Annotated in this window: 20 protein-coding genes and 1 other RNA gene; 16 read left to right on the top strand and 5 right to left on the bottom strand. The window is 63.3% G+C overall.

The window, feature by feature from the left end:
• Window positions 1–108: 108 nt before the first annotated feature.
• Complete coding sequence (locus tag ACP153_RS10705; RefSeq protein WP_424971450.1) at window positions 109–1,401, bottom strand: capsule biosynthesis protein; 1,293 nt, start codon at window positions 1,399–1,401, stop codon at window positions 109–111.
• Between the two features lie 187 nt (window positions 1,402–1,588).
• Between ACP153_RS10705 and ACP153_RS10700 the strand changes: the two genes are divergently transcribed.
• The 4 genes from ACP153_RS10700 (at window position 1,589) to nusB (ending at window position 4,422) form a co-directional block, all read left to right on the top strand.
• Entirely contained in the window at window positions 1,589–2,191 is a 603-nt protein-coding gene (locus ACP153_RS10700; RefSeq protein WP_424970978.1) for a riboflavin synthase, read from the top strand.
• Window positions 2,192–2,279: 88 nt separating this feature from the next.
• Entirely contained in the window at window positions 2,280–3,392 is a 1,113-nt protein-coding gene (gene ribB / locus ACP153_RS10695; protein WP_424970977.1) for a 3,4-dihydroxy-2-butanone-4-phosphate synthase, read from the top strand.
• Window positions 3,393–3,394: 2 nt separating this feature from the next.
• Complete coding sequence (locus tag ACP153_RS10690) at window positions 3,395–3,946, top strand: 6,7-dimethyl-8-ribityllumazine synthase (RefSeq protein ID WP_424970976.1); 552 nt, start codon at window positions 3,395–3,397, stop codon at window positions 3,944–3,946.
• Window positions 3,943–4,422: a transcription antitermination factor NusB gene (gene nusB, locus ACP153_RS10685; protein WP_424970975.1), complete on the top strand. Its 480-nt coding sequence runs from the start codon at window positions 3,943–3,945 to the stop codon at window positions 4,420–4,422. Before ACP153_RS10690 ends, nusB begins: the two co-directional genes overlap by 4 nt.
• Window positions 4,423–4,437: 15 nt before the next feature.
• Here the strand turns inward: nusB and ACP153_RS10680 are convergent, their stop codons facing one another.
• The gene (locus tag ACP153_RS10680) at window positions 4,438–5,469 is read right to left on the bottom strand and encodes a fatty acid desaturase (RefSeq protein ID WP_424970974.1); all 1,032 of its coding nucleotides are present in this window, start codon (window positions 5,467–5,469) and stop codon (window positions 4,438–4,440) included.
• Between the two features lie 128 nt (window positions 5,470–5,597).
• Window positions 5,598–6,125 carry an aggregation factor core gene (locus tag ACP153_RS10675; RefSeq protein WP_424970973.1) on the bottom strand — a complete coding sequence of 176 codons (528 nt, stop codon included), beginning with the start codon at window positions 6,123–6,125 and terminating at the stop codon, window positions 5,598–5,600.
• A 201-nt stretch (window positions 6,126–6,326) separates the two neighbouring features.
• Here ACP153_RS10675 and ACP153_RS10670 point away from each other — a divergent pair, with 201 nt between their 5' ends.
• Complete coding sequence (locus ACP153_RS10670) at window positions 6,327–6,674, top strand: hypothetical protein (protein ID WP_424970972.1); 348 nt, start codon at window positions 6,327–6,329, stop codon at window positions 6,672–6,674.
• 10 nt (window positions 6,675–6,684) lie between these two features.
• Here the strand turns inward: ACP153_RS10670 and ssrS are convergent.
• A non-coding RNA gene (gene ssrS / locus ACP153_RS10665) (6S RNA) lies at window positions 6,685–6,841 on the bottom strand.
• 86 nt (window positions 6,842–6,927) lie between these two features.
• Here ssrS and ACP153_RS10660 point away from each other — a divergent pair.
• The 8 genes from ACP153_RS10660 (at window position 6,928) to ACP153_RS10625 (ending at window position 13,901) form a co-directional block, all read left to right on the top strand.
• Window positions 6,928–7,368, top strand: a complete 441-nt coding sequence (locus ACP153_RS10660) for an MmcB family DNA repair protein (protein WP_424970971.1) — start codon at window positions 6,928–6,930, stop codon at window positions 7,366–7,368.
• Between the two features lie 69 nt (window positions 7,369–7,437).
• The gene (locus ACP153_RS10655) at window positions 7,438–8,205 is read left to right on the top strand and encodes an alpha/beta fold hydrolase (protein WP_424970970.1); all 768 of its coding nucleotides are present in this window, start codon (window positions 7,438–7,440) and stop codon (window positions 8,203–8,205) included.
• 13 nt (window positions 8,206–8,218) lie between these two features.
• Entirely contained in the window at window positions 8,219–9,217 is a 999-nt protein-coding gene (locus ACP153_RS10650) for an ester cyclase (RefSeq protein WP_424970969.1), read from the top strand.
• A gap of 5 nt (window positions 9,218–9,222) precedes the next feature.
• On the top strand, window positions 9,223–9,885 hold the full coding sequence (locus ACP153_RS10645) for a hypothetical protein (RefSeq protein ID WP_424970968.1): 663 nt from the start codon (window positions 9,223–9,225) through the stop codon (window positions 9,883–9,885).
• A 66-nt stretch (window positions 9,886–9,951) separates the two neighbouring features.
• A complete protein-coding gene (locus ACP153_RS10640) occupies window positions 9,952–10,707 on the top strand; it encodes an SDR family NAD(P)-dependent oxidoreductase (RefSeq protein ID WP_424970967.1) in 756 nt (251 codons plus the stop codon).
• Between the two features lie 2 nt (window positions 10,708–10,709).
• Complete coding sequence (locus tag ACP153_RS10635; RefSeq protein WP_424970966.1) at window positions 10,710–11,741, top strand: LacI family DNA-binding transcriptional regulator; 1,032 nt, start codon at window positions 10,710–10,712, stop codon at window positions 11,739–11,741.
• Window positions 11,728–12,711, top strand: coding sequence for an ester cyclase (locus ACP153_RS10630; RefSeq protein WP_424970965.1), 984 nt, complete (start codon window positions 11,728–11,730; stop codon window positions 12,709–12,711). Before ACP153_RS10635 ends, ACP153_RS10630 begins: the two co-directional genes overlap by 14 nt.
• 53 nt (window positions 12,712–12,764) lie before the next feature.
• Entirely contained in the window at window positions 12,765–13,901 is a 1,137-nt protein-coding gene (locus tag ACP153_RS10625; protein WP_424970964.1) for a cobalamin-independent methionine synthase II family protein, read from the top strand.
• Window positions 13,902–13,993: 92 nt separating this feature from the next.
• Here ACP153_RS10625 and phaZ read toward each other — a convergent pair whose 3' ends face one another.
• Window positions 13,994–15,271, bottom strand: a complete 1,278-nt coding sequence (gene phaZ, locus ACP153_RS10620) for a polyhydroxyalkanoate depolymerase (protein ID WP_424970963.1) — start codon at window positions 15,269–15,271, stop codon at window positions 13,994–13,996.
• 103 nt (window positions 15,272–15,374) lie between these two features.
• On the opposite strand from phaZ, the gene ACP153_RS10615 reads away from it, so the two are divergent.
• The 3 genes from ACP153_RS10615 to ACP153_RS10605 all read left to right on the top strand — a co-directional run bounded on the left by ACP153_RS10615 (window position 15,375) and on the right by ACP153_RS10605 (window position 18,413).
• The gene (locus tag ACP153_RS10615; protein ID WP_424970962.1) at window positions 15,375–17,189 is read left to right on the top strand and encodes a PHA/PHB synthase family protein; all 1,815 of its coding nucleotides are present in this window, start codon (window positions 15,375–15,377) and stop codon (window positions 17,187–17,189) included.
• Window positions 17,190–17,317: 128 nt separating this feature from the next.
• Window positions 17,318–17,764, top strand: a complete 447-nt coding sequence (locus tag ACP153_RS10610; RefSeq protein WP_424965920.1) for a Phasin — start codon at window positions 17,318–17,320, stop codon at window positions 17,762–17,764.
• Window positions 17,765–17,966: 202 nt separating this feature from the next.
• A complete protein-coding gene (locus tag ACP153_RS10605) occupies window positions 17,967–18,413 on the top strand; it encodes a phasin, PhaP (protein WP_424970961.1) in 447 nt (148 codons plus the stop codon).
• Window positions 18,414–18,430: the final 17 nt, after the last annotated feature.

Below are 18,430 nucleotides of genomic sequence, written 5' to 3'. Positions count from 1 at the left end.
CTGCTCCTCGAGACGCATTGCGTACATTTTTCCGAAAACCCTAGGTATCTGGTCAGACTTTGAAAAGAAGGAACCCGACCCCTGCGCCAAACAGCAGCAGGACCGTGGTTATTTGACAACGCGTAAGGGGTGGCGACGCCGTGGCGCGCCGGTTTCCAGCGCCTCATAGGGGTCTTTCTTCGACAGGATCATGTCCGCGACCTGACGCAGCAGGTGCTGGCGCCCTTCGGCGGAATAGAACCCGCCCGTGACCTGGCTGCTTTCCAGCAGGAAGTGCCGAAAGTTGCGATAGGCGCGCATGTCGGGCGGGATCGGATCCCGAAAGAACTCGGGCAGGGGCTGTGCGGAGACAAGCTCCGGCTTGTCATAGATCGCCCGCCCGAGGCATTTCACCGGCAGACCACGCCAGAGCGCCTGCTGCGCGGCAGTGGAATTCACCGTGAGGACCGAGCGCGCCTGATCAAGGATCCGCGCCAACTTGCCGCCGGGGACGTAATGCACCCGGTCCGAGACCCCGAAACGCTTGGCAATGCGCGCGATTTCCGCCCGGATCTGGGCGCGGCCATCCTCCAGCGGGTGGGCCTTGAAGACGAGATGGTGGTGACCGGGCGCGGATTGAGCAAAGGCCGCGACCACCTCGGCCAGCACTTCGGCCATGGTTTCATACCCGCTATGGGCCTGAAACGCGCTGTCATGGTCGAGCTGCAGCAGAAAGAGGTGATAGGGAAAGCCGCCCACGCGCACACGCCGGGTCGCCACCCAACGCTCCAGCATTGTGGCAGGAAGCTTCAGCAGCACCTTGAGATACAAGAGAAACTCGCGCCTGACGCTGAGCGCGCGATGGGGCTTGAACGCGGCGTAGTCGCCGTTTCGAAAGAGCACATGGAAATGATAGAGGGCGCCGTAGAACACATGCTGGCGCATGTCGCCCCAGCGCGCCGGCGCCGAAGGCAGCTCGGGCATATGGCCGTTCAGGGCCTCGGTCATCTCGCTGATATCAAGCGACATCAGGCGCGAATACCCGTTCGCGCCGCCCCGTTCATAGGTCACCCAGGAGGGACGCAGATAACCTTCCTCGAACACATGGACGCGTAGCCCGCGCCGCTCCGCCGCGCGGATGGCGCTGCGGTGGATCGCGCGGACATCGCCGTAAAGCACCAGATCCGTGATCGCCCGCTCGGTCAGGATCTGGGCGCAGGTCTGGGGCCAGTCCTCGGGCGATCCGTCATAGGGCAGATAGCGCGCCCTATCGGTCCAGAACCTTGCATCCCCCGCATTGAACCCCACGCGCCAGCAGGTCGCGCCGGACCGGGTCAGCAGGTCCGCGAGCTGGGCAAAGAAGGGGCCATGGGGACCCTGCAGAAACAGGATCCGCCTCTGGCCGGAGGATGTGATCTCGATAGGGTGCACCGGTGTTCCAATCCGTCGCCGCGGTAGGTCGCGTCATATCGTGTCCAAGAAGGAATAGAATGGTTTCCATTAAGTAAACGGCAGCCCGCTCCGGGCGGGGTTTGCAGCGAAGTCTTGCCGGATCCGGCGCTTGCCGCTAGCTGTGCGCTACGCGCAGACCATCGGGAGAGTTGGGTTCATGTTCACAGGCATCATCACGGATATCGGCACGATCCGCGCGCTCGAGCAGGAGGGCGACCTGCGCGCCCGCATTGGCTGCAGCTATGATCCCGCGGGGATCGATCTGGGCGCGTCGATTGCCTGCAACGGCGTGTGCCTGACGGTGATCGAGACCGGGGCGGATGCCGAGACGGGCCCGTGGTTCGATGTGCAGATCAGTGCCGAGAGCGTCGACAAGACCAATATCGGTGACTGGACCCTCGGCCACCGCGTCAATCTCGAACGCGCACTGAAGGTCGGGGATGAGCTGGGCGGGCATATCGTGTCCGGCCATGTGGATGGCGTGGCTGAGATCACCGCCATGCGGGACGAGGGCGACAGCACCCGGGTGACCTTTCGCGCGCCCGACGCGCTGGCGAAATTCGTGGCGCCCAAGGGTTCGGTCGCGCTCGATGGCACCTCCCTGACCGTGAACGAGGTGGACGGTGCAGAATTCGGGATCAACTTCATCCCGCACACCAAATCCGCCACCACCTGGGGCGATGTGGCCGTGGGCGACCGCATCAATCTCGAGATCGACACGCTCGCGCGCTATGTGGCGCGGCTCAAGGAATGGGGCTGAGCGGCGCGCGCGCCCCAAGAGACGTCCGGTCGCTCTGGCGCTTCCCGAACGGCTGAGGTATCTGGCGCGCAGCACGATAGGAGCGGACATGGCCGAGATACTTGAGACGGACTTCTCCGACGCGATTTCCAGCGTTGATGAGATCATCGAAGACGCGCGCAATGGCCGGATGTTTATCCTTGTGGACCATGAGGACCGCGAGAATGAAGGGGATCTGGTGATCCCGGCGCAGATGGCGACGCCCGATGCGGTGAACTTCATGGCGACCTATGGCCGGGGCCTGATCTGCCTGACCCTGACCGGTGAGCGGATCGACCAGCTGGGCCTGCCGCTGATGGCCTCCCACAACTCCTCGCGCCATGAGACCGCCTTCACCGTGTCCATCGAGGCGCGCGAGGGCGTGTCCACGGGCATCTCGGCCGCCGACCGCGCGCTGACCGTGGCCGTGGCGATCGATGCCTCCAAGGGCGCGTCGGATATTGCGACCCCGGGCCATGTCTTCCCCCTGCGCGCCCGCGATGGTGGCGTGCTGGTGCGGGCCGGGCATACAGAGGCTGCCGTGGATGTGAGCCGTCTGGCCGGGCTGAACCCGTCGGGTGTGATCTGCGAGATCATGAACGATGATGGCTCCATGGCGCGCTTGCCGGATCTGGTGGCCTTTGCCCAGCGGCACAACCTCAAGATCGGCACGATCTCGGACCTGATTGCCTATCGTCGCCGCAACGACAATCTCGTGAAGGTGACCAAGGAAAGCACGCTGACCTCCGAGTTCGGAGGCGAGTGGGACCTGCGGATCTATACGGACGAAACCCAAGGGGCCGAGCATATCGCACTGATCAAGGGCGATATCACCACGCCGGAGCCGGTGCTGGTGCGGATGCATGCGCTCGACCCGATGCTCGACATCGTGGGCACCGGCGGGGCTGGCCGCGCCGGCGAGTTCGGCGATGCCATGCGCTGCGTGGCCGAGGAGGGGCGCGGGGTCGTGGTTCTTCTCCGTGACACCACCATGAAGCTCGTGGCCGATGGCGAGGTCTCCCCGCAGACCCTCCGTCAGTATGGGCTCGGGGCGCAGATCCTGTCCTCCCTGGGCCTGTCGGAGCTTATCCTTCTGACCAATTCCCCGTCGCCCAAGGTGATCGGTCTCGAGGCTTACGGCCTCACGATCCTGGGCACCCGCAAAATTCCGATGCAGAGATAACCATGGCCCAGTCTGACGCCCATACCGAGCTGCCCACGCCAAGCTTCGACAAGCCCGTGAAGCTGCTGATCGTGCAATCGCCCTATTACAAGGAGATCGCGGATGGTCTTCTGACCGGCGCGAAGGCCGTGCTCGACGCGGCAGGGGCCAGCTATGACGTGGTCCAGATGCCCGGCGCGCTGGAGATCCCGCCGGCAATCCGGATCGCCCATGTGCAGTCGAACTACGATGGCTATGTGGCGCTGGGCTGCGTGATCCGCGGTGAGACCACCCATTACGAGACCGTCTGCAATGACAGCTCCCACGGGCTGATGCTGCTGGGGCTGCAGGGGGCTTGCCTCGGCAATGGTATCCTGACGGTCGAGAACGAGGCGCAGGCGCTGGTGCGCGCCGATCCCGCAGGTCAGAACAAGGGCGGCGGCGCGGCAGCCGCAGCGCTGCATCTGATCGCCCTCTCGCGCTCCTACGCGCAAGAGACCAAGGGCGTCGGCTTCAAGCCCAAATCCGAGACCATCCTCGTGGCGGGCTCCGATGAAGGGGCCAGCACCGCATGAGCAAGGTACCGGCCAAAGTCGCGGCCAAGCGGCAGGCGAAATCCGCAGCGCGCCTCTATGGTGTGCAGGCGCTCTTTCAGATGGAAGTCTCGGGGCAGATGACCGATGACGTGATCCGCGAGTTCGAGGATCACCGGTTTGGCGCGACCTATGACGAGGTGGAGATGGCCGAGGGCCATGTGGATCTCTTTCGTCGGATCGTGCGCGATGCGGTGAACTTGCAGGCCAAGATCGACCAGATGACCGACCGGGCCCTGGCCGAGGCCTGGCCCATTGACCGGATTGACCCGACCTTGCGCGCGCTGTTCCGCGCCGCAGGGGCGGAGCTGACGGATACGGGCACGCCGCCCAAGGTGGTGATCACCGAATATGTGGATGTGGCGCGCGCCTTCTTTCCCGAAGGCAAGGAGCCGCGTTTCGTCAACGCGGTGCTCGACCATATGGCGCGTGAGGCGCGGCCCGAGGCTTTCGCCTGAGACAGCCGCCCGCGCTCAGAGGGCGCGGGCCTGCCGGAACGACACCAGGCGGCGCGAGTTCTCATCCCAGAGATGGAGCCGCGCGCAGCCAAAACTCTCCCACAAAGTCAGACGACTGATTTCCACCAGCGCCCCGTGATCCCGCAGCACCTCGGTCAACCGATAGAACGGGATCCGGCTGTAGAGATGGTGCACATGGTGGATCCCGATATTGCCGGTCAGCCAGCGCAGAGGAGCGGGCAGGTCATAGTGCGAGCTGCCAGCCAGGGCTGCCTCGTGGAGCTGCCACTCCTCCCCATCTTCCCAATGGGTCGTCTCGAACTGGTGCTGCACATAGAAAAGCCAGACGCCCAGAGCCGCCGCCGCGGCCCCTGTGGGCACATAGATTGCCAGCAGGACCGCCGAACCGCCGAGATACCAGATCGTCGCGATCAGGCAGGCCAGCGCCAGATTGGTGCCCATGGCACTGATCCAATAGCGCGCGCCGGCCCGCATCAGGCCGATGGGCAGACGGTGCTGGATGAAGAACTGATAGATCGGGCCGATGCCGAACAGGGTCAGCGGATGCCGATAGGCGCGGTACTTGAGCTTCCCAAGGGCGCCACGGGCCTTGTACTCCGCCACGGTCAGAGTGGTGACGTCGCCGATCCCGCGCGCGTCCAGATTGCCCGAGGCGCTGTGATGGATCGCATGGGTGCGCCGCCAATAGTCATAGGGCGTCAACGTCAGTACCCCGATGCTGCGCCCGAGCCAGTCGGCGAGCTTGCGGTTCTGGAAATAGGAGCCGTGCCCGCAATCGTGTTGGATAATGAACAGGCGCACCAGAAAGATGCCGTTGATCATCGCAAGCGCCATCGCCAGAAGCACGCTGCTCTGCAGAGCCCAGACCGCCAGCGCCCAGAGGGCCAGAAACCCGCCAAGGGTCACGCCCAGCTCGAAAATGCTCCGGGCGGTGTTCGGGGTGCGATAGGCCGCGAGAATGCGGACCCAGTCCTGTGCGCTACGCTCTACCGGGGCTGGCGACGCCAGTGTTGTCTGAAAAGTCATAGTCCATCCGCGTTTCCTCGCAGACCCGGACTATAGAAAAACCCTGATTGCGCAAGCAGAATGCACCTTGCTCGTGAAATAGTCGCGCTGAAAACGCCCGGTTTGGCCGGGCGCCGCGCTGTGCGGGATCAGCTCAGGCAGCCCGGAACGCGGACCAGAGCGCGGGCGCTGTCGTCGAATGTGCCTTCCAGCACCCCGGCGCCGGACTGAGCGACACGGGCCTTCGCGCCGCGGATCTCGGCGCCCGAGACCACCGTGGGGCGGGTTCCCGCGCTGTCATCCACATCGACCGTGAAGGCCGCGTGCTGCATGGGCATCATCCGGTCAAAACGGATCGTGACACTGCGATCTCCGTCGCGCAATTCGCTGATCCCGGCGATGTCCTCGGCCCCCATGATCACGTCAACCGGTTGAAAAACCTCAACACCTGCGCCGCCCTCGGCCACATCAAAGATCAGCGCTCCGTCCGAGCCTTCGAGATCGACGATCACATCTGTCGGGCCCAGCGGGCAGTCGCCGGTGTAGACGATCATGAAGCGATCCTTGGGCGCGCCCTCGTTGAACGCGATCGAGATATCGGCCTGTGCGAGCGAGCCAGACAAGCTCAGCGCGGCGAGGGCGAGGGTGGCGGTCAGACGGGGCGTGGCATGCAGCATGATCTCGGTCTCCTGTGACTGGGAGACAGCTAGAGCGGGGCCGCTGCGCGTCCATGGGCGCCGGGGGCGGGCAATCTGGGCGCGTCCGGTGATTTCGGCTCAATTCCGCGGCACCCTTGGGCAATTCCCCGCAGGACGGCACGCCGCCTCTGGCAAAGCCGGAGGGCGATGCTATTTCTTGCAGGGAAAGGGAGTGCCCCCATGCCCGAGCTCATTCGTCTTTACATCCGCCAGTGCTTCATCGGCTTTGGGATCGCCATCGCCTTTGTCGGTATGCTCTATCTGTTTGATATCGGCGGGCTCTGGACTCTCGTCTCGAACTCCGACGAGGCCATTCTGGTCACCGCGATGCTCGTTTTCTCGAACGCGGTCGTGTTTTGCGGCGTGCAGTTCGCCATCGCGATCATGCGCATGGCCGAGCCCGAGGATAAGGACCGCCCCTCCGGCGGATCGCGCCCCCGCACACCGCGTCTGCAGCCCAGCCCGATCCCGGTCGTGCGGCGACCGCGCAAGCGCGGGCCGGATCTGCACGAACGGCATCTGGTCTGAGGGGATAGGCGGCGGGACCACCCTGTACCGGGGAGGCGTTGAATTCCCGAGGACCTGTATATACAGGTGGGCGCCAGGTAAGTGGACCACGGTCCAAACAGAGCCAGCTCCCTCGGAGTTGCTTAAGGCCACCGGAATTTGGCCCATGTCGAGTACGGCAGTACCCGCCTTGGACGGTACATAGGGCGTGGATCCGCCCCAAACAAGCGCGAAACGTCTGGACAGATGTTCACGACTTGTTCATATTTTCCCCATGCTCGAAGATCTCCAACCCGGCCAGAAACTGGCCCGCGGTGTCAGTCGCCATCTGCGCAGCCTCGATTTCGCTTGTCTCGAGGAATTTGTGCCCGAACGGGGCCTGCGTGTGGATGTGATGGGGCTGGGACCGAAGGGCGAGCTCTGGGTCGTGGAATGCAAGTCGAGCCGCGCGGATTTCACCTCGGATGCGAAATGGGGCGGTTACCTGGAGTGGTGTGACCGGTACTTCTGGGCCGTGGATGGGGCATTCCCCTGTGAGCTGTTGCCCGAGGATACGGGGCTGATCTTTGCCGATGCCTATGATGCGGAGATCCAGCGCATGCCCGCCGAGCATAAGCTGGCCGGGGCGCGGCGCACGGCCCTGACCCGGCGCTTCGCGCGCACGGCGGCCCTGCGCCTGCATCTGGCGCGGGACCCGGAGATGGCGCTGGCCTGAGGGCGGTTGCGCGGGAGCACATCGCTGTCTAACCCTGTGCCAAGACCTGTTTTAGGAGCCCGTCCGCCCATGTCCTCGCCCAGCCCATCCTATCTTGAGACCTCTCAGGGCCGCCGCCTTGCCTTTCACATCACCGAGGGGGAGGGTCCCATGGTGGTGTTCCTTGGCGGGCTGAAATCGGACATGGAGGGCTCCAAGGCGCTCCATCTCGAGGCCTGGGCCCAACGGACCGGGCGCGCCTATCTGCGCTTTGACTATTCGGGTCACGGGCAGAGCAGCGGTGATTTCGTCGATGGCTGCATCGGTGAGTGGAGCGATGATGCGCTTGAGATGCTGAACAATCGGACCGAGGGGCCACTGGTGCTGGTGGGGTCCTCCATGGGCGGCTGGATTTCCCTGCGGATGGCGAAAGCTCTGTCCGAGCGCGTGGTGGGGCTGGTCACAGTCGCTGCCGCGCCGGACTTCACCGAGGATGAGTGGTGGGACGGCATGTCCGAGGCCGAGAAGGCGCAGTTGGACCGGGATGGCTTCATCGCACGGCCCTCGGAATACGAGGACAGCGACTACATCATTACGCGCAAGTTTATCGAGGATGGTCGCCGCAACCTCGTGCTGCGCGATCCGCTGCCTCTGCCCATGGTGACCCGGTTCCTCCATGGCACGGGCGATGAGACGGTGCCGACGCGGCTGGCTTTGAGACTGCTCGATCATGCGGAGGGGCCGGATATGCACCTGACGCTCGTGGACGGGGCGGATCATCGGTTTTCCGATGACCGCTGCCTTGCCCTGATCGAGACAACGGTCGAGGCGGTCCTTGCTGACGCGGCCCCCTCGTGATCGAGGGACGGTCGTGACGGATACCTCCGATCCCATCGCCGCGTTTCGAGCCGCACTCTATCAGGATCTCGCCCAAGGGGCTGAGGCCGGACGCGCCTGTTTCGCGCCGGATGCCGAGATCCATCTCTGCCACCCGCTCGGCGATCTGAGCGGATGGGATGGGCTCTGGTCCGGCGCGCTTGGCCCATTGGCCGCGGCGATCCCCGATGGGGAGCGGCGGGAGTACATCCAGATCCGTGGGACGGACCATGACGGCGCGGAGTGGATCGGCTGCGGCGGGATGTATCTCGGTACCTTCACGCAGCCCTTGCTCGGCATCCCTCCGACCGGGCGGATTGCCCATATGCGGTTCCACGAGTTCTTTCGCATCAAAGAGGGCCGGATCGTCGAGATGCAGGCGATTTGGGATTTGCCGGAACTGATGATGCAGGCGGGGGTCTGGCCCATGGCCCCCAGCCTCGGGCGCGATTGGTGCGTGCCGGGACCCGCTGATGGTAGTGGGCTCGGGCCGCATGGGACCGAAGGGGCGGCCTCCTGCGCTCATGTCGTTGCCATGCTCAACGCGATGATCCGCCATCCCGGCGAAGGCGGGCCGGAGGTCATGGAGCTTGATCGGTTCTGGCATCCGAAAATGATGTGGTACGGCCCCGCCGGGATCGGCAGTGGGCGCGGTAAGGACGGGTTCCGCCGCCATCACCAGATCCCCTTCCTCAAGGCCATGCCCGATCGTGGCGCCTATCCGGAGCGGACCACCCATCACTTCTTTGGGCAGGGCGCTTATGTGGGCGTCACCGGCTGGCCCAACATGGCCCAGACGATCACCGGCGATGGCTGGCTCGGGATCGCCCCATCGGGGCAGGAGGTGACCCTGCGCTCGCTCGATTTCTGGCGCCTCGAGGGCGGGCGCATACGCGAGAACTGGGTGCTGGTCGATCTGCTCGACCTTTATCGCCAGATCGGCGTGGACGTGATGGCCCGCATGGCGGAGCTGCCGCGCCGGTGCGGGATTTAGCGATTATGGCCTGGGATCCGACCCGCATTCCGCGCAAAAAGCCCGGAACCTATGTCGGATTGGAGGATCTGGGGCGCGTGCGCCTGAGTAGATATTTTGCATTTCGGGATTTCTTGGGCTCTGAAATCGCGAATTTCCATCAGATACCCAACATTCCCGACAATCCCGCCCTTGCGATTGAGGCCGGGCGCGCTTTGGCGGTCAATCTGCTCGATCCGCTTGTGGAGACCTTCGGGCCGATCGACATTCGCTCGGCCTATCGCGCGCCGGAGTTGAACCATTTCGGCGCGACCTCGGTGCGTCCGCAGAAATGCGCGGCCAACCCCAAGAACTATGCAGGTCATATCTGGGACCGGCGGGACGCCAAGGGGCGGATGGGCGCTTGCACCAGCCTCTCGATCCCCTGGTTCGCCCGGCGCTATGCGGAGGGGCGGGACTGGCGCGATCTGGCCTGGTGGCTCTGGGATCACCTCGACTTCCACGAGGTCTATTTCTTTCCCAAAACCGCGGCCTTCAACCTGACTTGGCGGGAGGCGCCGCGCAAACGCATCCTCTCCTATATCAGGCCCAAGGGCTTGCTGGCCTCCGCCCAGCACCCGCCGCCGCCGGATAGGGCGTCGCGCTATGCGGATTTCCCGCCGTTTCGGGCCGTAAAATATCCCGACTGAGCCCTCGACAGGGCGCAGCGCTCAGGCTAGCACTTGGGCTTGCATAGGTTTGCAATGAGCGCCCCCATGACCCTCCCCCGTACCCCTTCGTTCCGCTTGGATGGCCGCCGTGCCCTTGTGACCGGGGCGTCCCGTGGGATCGGCCTGGGCTGTGCTGTGGCCCTGGCCGAGGCCGGGGCCCATGTGGTGCTGGCCGCGCGGGGTACGGATGCGCTGGAGGAGGCCGTGGCAGAGATGCGGGCCGAAGGTTGGTCCGCGGAGGCGCAGGCGCTGGATGTCACGGATCTGGAGGCGCAAGCCGCGTTCTTTGCTGCGCAAGATCCGTTTGATTGTCTCGTGAACTCAGCCGGGCTGGCGCGGCATTCGGCGGCGCTCGACACGGATCCGGGTGATTTCGACGCGGTGATGTCTGTGAACCTGCGGGCGGCCTATTTCCTCGCCACCAATGCGGCACGGGATATGCCCGAGGGAGGCAGCATCGTGCAGATCAGCAGCCAGATGGGCCATGTGGGCGGGCTGGACCGGGCGGTCTATTGCGCCTCGAAACACGGTGTGGAGGGGATGACCAAGGCCATGGCGCAGGAGTTCGGGCCGCGCGGCATCCGCGTGAACAGCCTCTGCCCGACCTTCATCCGGACGCCCCTGACCGAGCCGACCTTTGCGGACCCCGAGAAACGCGCCTGGATCATGAGCAAGATCAAGCTGCCGCGGGTGGCCGAGGTCGAAGACATCATGGGGGCGGTCGTCTTCCTTTGCTCCCCCGCCAGTGCGATGGTCACGGGCACCGGCCTGCTGGTCGATGGCGGCTGGACCAGCGGCTGACCATGGCGCGTGACCGGATCACATCAACGGATGTGGCCCGCGCGGCGGGTGTCAGCCAGTCTGCGGTCAGTCGTGTCTTTACACCCGGGGCCTCGGTCTCGCCCAAGACCGCGCGCAAGGTGCGGGATGCTGCGGACCGGCTGGGCTACCGCCCCAATGTGCTCGCGCGCTCCCTGATCACGGGGCGCTCCAAGATCATTGGCCTCGTGGTCGCCTATCTCGACAACCAGTTCTATCCCGACGCGTTGGAGCGACTGTCCACCGCGCTGCAGGACAAGGGCTATCACATTCTGATCTTCATGGCCTCGGGCACCGGGGCGCAGGTGGATCAGGTGATCGGCGAGCTGCTGGATTACCAGGTAGACGGGATCATCACCGCCTCGGTGGGCATGTCCGATGAGATCACGGCCCGCTGCGAGGCGGCGGGGATCCCGGTCGTGCTGTTCAATCGCGGTCAGGATGACGCCCGGCTGTCCTCGGTCACCTCGGACAATTTCAACGGGGCGCGGGAAGTCGCGCGTTTCCTCGTGGCCGGGGGCCATGAGCGGATCGCCCATATCACGGGCTGGACCGGGTCCAGCACCGGGCGGGACCGCGAGGCGGGTTTCCGGGCCGGGTTGGCGGAGTTCGGGCGCGCCCCTTGCGCCGTGCTCGATGGCCATTACCGGCGCGCTGAAGCGGCGGAGGCCGCCCAGAAGATGTTTGCCGAGGCCGCGCCGCCGGATGCGATCTTTGTCGGCAATGACCATATGGCGTTCTCCGTGCTCGACGCGCTGCGCGGCCCGCTGGGTCTGCGGGTGCCGGAAGATGTCTCTGTGGTGGGCTATGACGATGTGCCCTTGGCCGAATGGGGTGCCTACCAGCTGACCACATGGCGGCAGCCGTCCAACCGCATGGTCTCGGAGGCGGTGGATCTCATGCTCGGCCTGATCGAGGACCCGGACCGCCCCCCGGAAAAGAAAGAAATCAATGGGAGGCTCGTGCTGCGCGCCTCCGCGCGTGTGCCGGAAGGATGGCCAAATGCAGGGCTTTGACCCCAAGTTCCAGGATTTCCCCGACTATATCATCGGGATCACCAAGGAAATCTGGGAGGATCGCGGGATCGCGACGCTCCACCAGTACTACGCGCCGGAAATTGTCGTGCGCTCCCCGGCCTCGGTGGTCACGGGCAATGGCGGTGTGATCGCCGCGACCATGGCAACGCTGGCGGAGTTCCCGGATCGGACGCTTCTGGGCGAGGATGTGATCTGGTCCGGCACGCCGGAGACGGGGATGCTGAGCTCTCACCGGATCCTGAGCACGGCCACGCATCTGGGCGATGGCGCTTATGGTGCTGCGACGGGCAAGCCACTGACCTACCGGATCCTTGCGGACTGCCACGCGCGCGACAACATGATCGATGACGAGTGGCTGATCCGCGATCAGGGCGCGATCGTGCGCCAGATGGGTTGGGATCCCAAGGCCTTTGCCGCCGATCAGATCGCGCGCGAAGGCGGACCAGAGGCCTGCACCCGACCGCTCAGCCCGGCGAATGACATCCCCGGGCCCTATCTCGGGCGGGGCAATGACGATCCCTGGGGCGCGCGGGCGGCGGAGATCCTGACCCGGATCATGGGCGCGGATATGGCCGCGATCCCGGAATGCTATGATCGCGCCTGCCAGGTGGAGTATCCGGGCGGTGTGACCGGCCATTCCCATGGGGCAGTGGACCGGTTCTGGATGCCGCTGCGGGCGGCCTTCCCCTCGGCCACCTTCCAGATCGACCACCAGATCGGGCGCGATGATCCGATGATGCCGCCGCGTGCGGCGCTGCGCTGGTCGCTCCACGGGAAGCATGAGGGCTGGGGCGCGTTCGGTGCGCCAACCGGGGCCGAGGTCTATATCCTCGGCATCACCCATCTGGAGTTCGGCAGCCTGGGCGTCGCCGAGCCTCGGGTGCGCCGGGACTACACGATCTATGATGAGACAGCGGTCTGGAAGCAGATCCTGTTGGCGACGGGCTGAGGGGACAGCCCGCGCGGCCACTTAGGGCCAACACTCTCGAGCGAGGAGGAAAGATGGTGGCGATCAAGACAACGCATGTGGGCAGTCTGCCCCGCAGCCAGGAGGTGGTTGATTTCATCTTCGCGCGCGAGCAGGGCGCGGCCTATGACGCGGATGCATTTGCAGCAACCATGACCCAGGGCAGTGCCGAGACGGTGGCCAAGCAGGTCGCCGCCGGGATCGATATCGTGAGCGATGGCGAGACCTCCAAGATCAGCTACGCGACCTATGTGAAGGACCGCTACACGGGCTTTGCTGGCGACAGCAAACGTAACGCGCCTGCGGACCTGAAGATGTTCCCGGCCTTTCTCGAGCGGCAGAAGGATGATGGCGGCACGCCCACCTATGCGCGGCCCATGTGTGTGGGCGAGGTGCGCTCCAAGGGGCAGGGGGAGCTCGAGACCGATATCGCCAATCTCAAGGCGGCGATGGCAGCGGAAGGGGCTTCCGAGGGGTTCATGAATGCGGCCTCCCCAGGGGTGATCTCGCTCTTTCTGCAGAACGATTTCTACCCAACCCGCGACGCCTATCTCGCAGCGCTTGCCGATGCCATGGCCGAGGAGTATCGCACGATTGTCGACGCGGGGCTCTACCTCCAGCTCGATTGCCCGGATCTTGCTCTGTCGCGGCATATGCTCTTCAACGATCTGTCCGACGAGGCGTTCCTCAAGATCGCCGCGAGCCATGTGGAGGCGCTGAACCACGCGCTCTCCGGCATCGATCCGGCGCGGGTGCGGGTCCATATCTGCTGGGGCAACTACGAGGGGCCCCATGTCTGCGACATCGATATGGACAAGGTGTTCAGCACGCTGATGGGCGTGGGGGCGCAGCAAATCTTGTTTGAAACCTCGAACCCGCGGCACGCCCATGAATGGACCGTGTTTCGGGATCGCAAGGCGGAGATCCCCGAGGACAAGATCCTTGTGCCTGGCGTGGTCGACAGCACCACGAACTTCGTGGAGCACCCGGAATTGGTGGCCCAGCGGATCGAAACCTTTGCCGGGATTGTCGGGGCCGAACGGGTGATCGCGGGCTCCGATTGTGGCTTCGGGACCTTTGCCGGCTACGGGGCGGTGGATCCGGATATCGCCTATGCCAAGCTGGCCTCCCTGTCCGAAGGTGCGAAGCGCGCCTCCGAGCGGTTGGGGTGAGGTGTCACCTTAACTGCACTCCGTAATGCCTTGTTTAAAATAAAAAACACCGCCCGGTCTGGGCGGTGTTTTCGTGTCTGGCTGTGCGCGGATCAGCTTGCGGCTGTCCCTGCATTTGTGTTGGCGGCCTTCGGCTCCAGATCGCTGTTGGCGTCGATGAACTCCAGCACCAGAGGTCGGATGTTGTTCCGCCAGGAGCGGCCCGCGAAGATGCCATAGTGACCGGCGCCGGGCTCCAGATGGCTCGCCTTTTTCGACTGCGGCAGACCGGTGCAGAGGTCGAGCGCGGCGACGCACTGGCCCGGGGCCGAGATGTCGTCATCCATGCCTTCGACCGTTTTCACGGCGACGGTTGTGATCTTGCCCAGATCCACCTGCACCCCGTTCACGGTGAAGATATTCTTGGCGATCTCGCGGTTCTTGAAGATCCGCTCCACGGTCGAGAGGTAGAACTCCGCCGTCATATCCATGACCGCGAGATACTCGTCGTAGAAGCGGTTATGGGCGTCGTGGTCTGTCGCTTCGCCCTTGGCCACGCGGACCACCTGATCGGTGAAGGCTTTGGAGTGGCGCTCGGCGTTCATGGACATGAAGGACGCAAGCTGCAGCAGGCCCGGGTAAACGAGGCGCCCGACGCCTGCATATTTGAAGCCCACGCGCTGGATCATGGTGTGCTCGAGCTGGCCCATGGTCACGCGGTTGCCGAAATCGGTCACTTCCGTCGGGGTGGCGTCCGGGTCGATCGGACCCCCGATCAGAGTGAGGGAGCGGGGCTGAGCGTCCGGCTCTTCGCCTGCCAGGTATGCAGTGGCTGCAAGGGTCAGCGGGGCAGGCTGACAGACCGCGATCACATGGGTGTCGGGGCCCATCTCCTTCATGAAGTCGACGAGGTAGAGGGTATAATCCTCCACGTCGAACTTGCCCTGGGAGACCGGGATGTCACGGGCATTGTGCCAGTCGGTGATATAGACTTCGCAGTCCGGCAGCAGGCTCAACACGGTGGAGCGCAGCAACGTCGCGTAGTGGCCCGACATGGGCGCCACGAGCAGCACCTTGCGACGCTTCTTCGGACGACCTAACACGTTGAAACGAATGAGATCTCCGAAAGGGCGCGGGACCACGATCTCGGTCTCGACCAGGTGATCACGCCCGTCTTCTGCCACCACGGAGCGGATGCCCCAATCGGGCTTTGCGACCATCCGGGCGAAGGTCCGTTCGGTCACTTCACCCCAGCCAGCCATCACTTTGAAGAACGGATTTGGGATCATTCCGGTGGCCGGATAAGAGGCCATTGCACGAGCGGTCGCCCCCAGCCACTCATTCGTATTCCGCGCACTTTCCATCAGATCGTATGTCACGAGGTACTTCACGACGTCTCCTTCACTCCCGGTCGACCGGATCAATTCGTCGCTTTGCCCCCCCGTGCAGGCGACGATAGTCTCAGGTCGCGGAACATACGGGGAAAGTGGTGGTATGACAACCGAGTCGAAGGAGCGCAGCGTCGCAGGCGAAGAAATGGGTGAAAACTTAGAGAAATTGAATGCGAATGTTGCGAAAATGGAAGATCTTGCGCAACGATTGGTCCGAGCCATTTCGCAGCGCGAGTCCCACGATACGGGGCTTCAGGGGCCTGGAACAGACGTCTATATGAAGGCGGCATCGGCCTATGTGTCGGAGGTTCTCAACAACCCCGCCAAGCTGATGGAGCATCAGGTTCAGTATTGGGGCAAGACGCTCAAACATGTGGTGGAGGCCCAGCAGATGCTGGCCCAGGGCAAGCTTGCCGCCCCCCATGACGAGCATACGGGGGATCGCCGGTTCAAGAATCCCCTCTGGGACACACATCCCTATTTTAACTTTGTAAAACAACAATATCTGATTTCTGCCGAAAGCATTGAGAAGGCGGTTTCCGACCTCGATCACCTGGAGCCGAATGACAAGAAACGGGTGGAGTTCTTCTCCAAGCAGATCGTCGATCTCTTCTCACCCGCGAACTTCCTGTCGACCAATCCGGACGCCTTGGAAAAGGCGGTGGAGACCAATGGCGAGTCCCTCGTGCGCGGGATGGAGAACCTGGTCCGCGACATTGAGTCCAATCACGGCGAACATCTGGTGACCCTGTCGGATCCGGAGGCTTTCCATGTGGGCCAGGATCTGGCGACCACCGAAGGGTCGGTTGTCTTTCGCAATCGTATGTTCGAACTGATCCAATACGCGCCCAAAACGGAGACGGTCTGCAAGACGCCGCTGATCCTTTTCCCGCCCTGGATCAACAAATTCTACATCCTCGATCTGAAGCCAAAGAACTCCTTGATCAAATGGATCGTGGAGCAGGGCTATACCCTCTTCGTGGTGAGCTGGGTGAACCCGGATGACCGCTACGCGGATGTGAGCCTCGATACCTATGTGGAAGAAGGCTACCTGACGGCGATCGAAGAGGTGAAGAAGATCACCGGCGAGAAGCAGGTCAACGCGGTGGGCTACTGCATCGCCGGGACGACCCTGACCTCGGTGCTGGCGCTGATGAACAAGCGCGGGGACAAGTCGGTGCGTTCAGCGACCTTCTTTACCACGCTGACGGATTTCGAGGATGCGGGCGAGATGGCCGTGTTCCTCGATGATGACTTCGTGGACGGGATCGAGCGCGAGGTGGCCAATAAGGGCTTCCTGCATTCCTTCTTCATGTCGCGGACCTTCTCCTACCTGCGGGCAAATGATCTGGTCTATGGCCCTGCGATCCGCAGCTACATGATGGGGGAGGCCCCGCCGGCCTTTGACCTGCTCCATTGGAATGGCGACAGCACCAATCTGCCGGGCAAGATGGTGGTGCAGTATCTGCGCGACCTGTGTCAGGGCAACAAGCTGGCGAAGGGCGAGTTTGAGCTGTGTGGCGAGACGCTCTCGCTCAGCGATGTGAAGACCCCGGCCTATGCGATTGCCTGCGAGACCGATCATATCGCCCATTGGAAAGGGGCCTATGCCGGGTTCAAGCAGTTCGGCAGCCGCGACAAGACCTTCGTGGTTTCAGAGTCGGGCCATATCGCCGGGATCGTGAACCCGCCGAGCAAGATGAAATACGGGCATTACACGAATGACGGCCCGATGGGTGAGGATGAGGCCTGGCTGGCCGAGGCCGAGTTCCACGAGGGTTCCTGGTGGCCGCGCTGGTCGGACTGGCTCAAGCGGCGCTCCGGGGCCCAGATCCCGGCGCGTGAGCCTGGCGATGCGACTCACCCTGTTCTTGCTGCGGCGCCGGGAAACTACGTGGTTTCCACGCCAACCGACTGATTATTCGCAATTTAAAAAATACTGCACCGCAGCAATCAGGACTTGATTTGCTGCGGTGCAGCACGTATATATTTGTCCAGACGCAGAAGACACCCGGCGGTCGGGTGGAAGCGCCGAGGAGAGAAACAATGGCTAAAGCTGAAGATTTCACCAAATACATGTCCGACCTGATGGCTTCGTTCCCGATGGACACATCCGCCATGACGGACGCCTTCAAGAACTCCGCTGCTCTGAGCGAAAAGCTGTCCAAAGTGGCTCTGGAAGCTGCTGACAAGTCGACCGAGATCTCCACCAAGTGGACCAAAGAAACCATCTCGAAGCTGGGCGACGTCACCGCCGCCAAGACCGAGCCGACCGACTACACCAAAGCAATGACCGATTTCGCCTCCGCACAGGCCGAAATGGCGTCCGAGAACATGGCTGCCTTCGCTGAAGTTGCCAAGAAAGTTCAGATGGAAACCGTCGAGCTGATGCTGGCCGCTGGCAAGGAAGTCCAGGAAGAGACCACCGCCGCTGTCAAGAAAGCAACTGCTGAAGCTACTTCCGCAGCCAAGAAAGTCGCTGCTGCAAAGTAAGCGCCAGTAACAGAACACCTTCCTCCTCCCAATCAGGTGTTCCGTTAGAAGGGGTGGGCCGCAAGGCTCACCTCTTTTTTTCATAGGGGCTGGGGCATAACGCTGCACTGCAGAAGAAACCTGTTGGAGGATCCCACCGCCTTTCCGTACAGTCCTTGCGCGATCTGTTAGGGTCTACCGGGACACAGCTGAGGAAAAGAATATGGTCAAGAACGACGATTTCACCAAGTACATCACGGACATGCTGTCGGCATACAAAATGGACAACAGCGCCATGACCGGCGCCTTCAAGAACTCCGCCGAGCTGGCCGACAAGATGTCTCAAGTGGCACTGGAAGCTGCCGAGCGCGCCAATGAGGTTTCTGCCCAGTGGGCCAAGGATACGCTTAGCAAGATGGGCGACGTGACCACCACCAAGGCGGATCCGGCCGACTACACCAAAGCCATGAGCGAGTTCGCTGCGGCCCAGGCGGAAATGTCTGCCGAGATGATGTCGGCCTATGCCGAGATCGCCAAGAAGGTGCAGATGGAGACGGTTGAGCTGATGATGGGCGCGACCAAGGACATGCAGGAGGAGTTCGCCTCTGCAGTCAGCACGCCCGCTCCGGCTCCCAAGAAAAAGCCGGCCACGCGCCGGAAGACCAAGTAATCGGACGATTGTTTCCG

The sequence above is a fragment of the Dinoroseobacter sp. S76 genome, assembly GCF_049801095.1.
In the GTDB taxonomy this organism is placed as follows: domain Bacteria; phylum Pseudomonadota; class Alphaproteobacteria; order Rhodobacterales; family Rhodobacteraceae; genus Dinoroseobacter.
This window is presented reverse-complemented; position numbering and strand designations above follow the sequence as displayed.